1 protein-coding gene and 1 pseudogene are annotated in these 2,627 nt (G+C 65.7%); both read right to left on the reverse strand.

Features of this window, described 5'->3' with window-relative positions; all coding sequences use genetic code 11:
* Nucleotides 1-1,707, reverse strand: a 1,707-nt coding sequence (gene treS, locus ABZ823_RS30860) for a maltose alpha-D-glucosyltransferase (RefSeq protein ID WP_361666217.1), incomplete at its 3' end; no start/stop codon positions are given.
* Nucleotides 1,704-2,627 (reverse strand): annotated as a pseudogene (locus tag ABZ823_RS30865) (alpha-1,4-glucan--maltose-1-phosphate maltosyltransferase); the annotation flags it as partial. The gene treS and the pseudogene ABZ823_RS30865, both read right to left, overlap by 4 nt.

The raw sequence follows: 2,627 nt of genomic DNA on the forward strand, positions 1-2,627 counted from the left end.
CTTGCGGAGCCGGAACCAGTAGAAGCCGTGGCCTGCGAGGGTGAGGAGGTAGGGCAGTTCGCCGATGGCGGGGAAGCGGACCCCACCGATCAGTTCGACGGGGTGCCGGCCGCTGAACTGGCGCAGGTCCAGTTCGGTGGGCTGGGCGAACCGGGAGAAGTTGTTCACGCACATCACCAGGTCGTCGCCTTCTGCCTCGGTCGAGGGGGCTTCCCGCAGGAAGGCCAGGACGGCCGGGTTGCTGGAGGGCAGTTCGGTGTAGGAGCCCAGTCCGAACGCGGGGTTCTGTTTGCGGATCTCGATCATCCGGCGGGTCCAGTGCAGCAGCGAGGACGGCGACGACATCGACGCCTCCACGTTGGTGACCTGGTAGCCGTAGACGGGGTCCATGATCGTGGGCAGGTAGAGACGGCCCGGGTCGCAGGAGGAGAACCCGGCGTTGCGGTCGGGGGTCCACTGCATCGGGGTGCGGACCGCGTCCCGGTCACCGAGCCAGATGTTGTCGCCCATGCCGATCTCGTCGCCGTAGTAGAGGATCGGCGAGCCGGGCAGGGACAGCAGCAGGGCGGTGAACAGCTCGATCTGGTTGCGGTCGTTGTCCAGCAGCGGGGCCAGACGGCGGCGGATGCCGATGTTGGCGCGCATGCGGGGGTCCTTGGCGTACTCCGCCCACATGTAGTCGCGTTCCTCGTCGGTGACCATCTCCAAGGTCAGCTCGTCGTGGTTGCGCAGGAAGATGCCCCACTGGCAGTTCGAGGGGATCGCGGGGGTCTTGGCCAGGATCTCCGAGACCGGGTAGCGCGACTCCCGGCGCACCGCCATGAAGATGCGGGGCATGACGGGGAAGTGGAAGGCCATGTGGCACTCGTCGCCGCCGCTTGGGAAGTCGCCGAAGTAGTCGACCACGTCCTCCGGCCACTGGTTCGCCTCCGCCAGCAGCACGGTGTCCGGGTAGTGCGCGTCGATCTCCTTGCGTACCCGCTTGAGGAACTCGTGCGTCGCCGGAAGGTTCTCGCAGTTGGTGCCTTCCTCCTGGTAGAGGTAGGGCACCGCGTCGAGGCGGAAGCCGTCGATCCCGAGATCGAGCCAGAACCTCAGCGCGGAGATCATCTCCTCCTGCACGGCCGGGTTGTCGTAGTTCAGGTCCGGCTGGTGGGAGAAGAACCGGTGCCAGTAGTACTGCTTGCGGACCGGGTCGAAGGTCCAGTTGGAGGCCTCGGTGTCGACGAAGATGATCCGCGCGTCCTGGTACTGCTTGTCGTCGTCGGCCCATACGTAGTAGTCGCCGTAGGGGCCCTCGGGGTGGGCACGGGACTCCTGGAACCACGGGTGCTGATCACTGGTGTGGTTCATGACGAAGTCGATGATCACCCGCATGCCCCGCTGGTGGGCCGCGTCGACGAACTCCACGAAATCCGCCAGGTCCCCGAACTCCGGCAGGACGGCGGTGTAGTCGGAGACGTCGTAACCCCCGTCACGCAGCGGCGACTTGAAGAACGGCGGCAGCCACAGACAGTCCACACCCAGCCACTGCAGATAATCCAGCTTCGCGGTCAGGCCCTTCAAATCGCCCACACCATCGCCGTTGCTGTCCTGGAAGGACCTGACCAGGACCTCGTAGAAGACGGCACGCTTGAACCACTCCGGGTCGCGGTCGGCGGCAGGAGTGTCCTCGAAGGTATCCGGGACGGGCTCATTGACGATCATCGTGTGGGTGACCCTCCGATCTGCGGTGAGGACGGTCGCAGGACGGTCAGCACGTGCGCGGGACTCTCGCCCGGCGTCAGACGTACGTAATTGGCCCTGCCCCAGTGGTAGGTGACACCGGTGAGCTCATCGCGCACCGGCACCGACTCGTGCCAGTCCAGGCCGAGCCGCGGCATGTCCAACGAGACCGTCGCCTCCTGGGTGTGGTGCGGATCCAGGTTCACGACCACCACCACCGTGTTCGAACCCGAGCGCTTGGAGTAGACGATCACCTCGTCGTTGTCGGCATGGTGGAAATACACATCCCGCAACTGCCGCAACGCCGCACTGGACCGCCGGATCGCGTTCAGCCTCGTGATCAGCGGGGCGATGGTGCGTCCCTCACGTTCGGCCCCCTCCCAGTCACGGGGCCGCAACTGGTACTTCTCCGAGTCCAGATACTCCTCACTGCCCTCCCTCAGCGGCACGTTCTCACACAGCTCAAAACCCGAGTACACCCCCCACGCCGGGGACAGCGTCGCCGCCAGCACCGCCCGCACCTCGAACGCCGGCCGCCCCCCGTGCTGCAGATACGCATGCAGGATGTCCGGCGTGTTCACAAAGAAGTTCGGCCGCATATACGCCGCCGTCTCCCCCGACAACTCCCTCAGATACTCCGTCAGCTCCCCCTTGGTGTTCCGCCACGTGAAATACGTGTACGACTGCTGGAACCCCACCGCCGCCAGCGTCCGCATCATCGCCGGCCGCGTGAACGCCTCCGCCAGGAAGATCACATCCGGATCCGCCCGGTTGACCTCCCCGATCACCCGCTCCCAGAACACCACCGGCTTCGTATGCGGATTGTCCACCCGGAAGATCCGCACCCCATGCCCCATCCAGAACCGCAGGACCCGCAGCGTCTCCGCCACCAGCCCCTCCAT

This window comes from Streptomyces sp. NPDC047079 (genome assembly GCF_040643755.1).
In the GTDB taxonomy this organism is placed as follows: Bacteria; Actinomycetota; Actinomycetes; order Streptomycetales; family Streptomycetaceae; genus Streptomyces.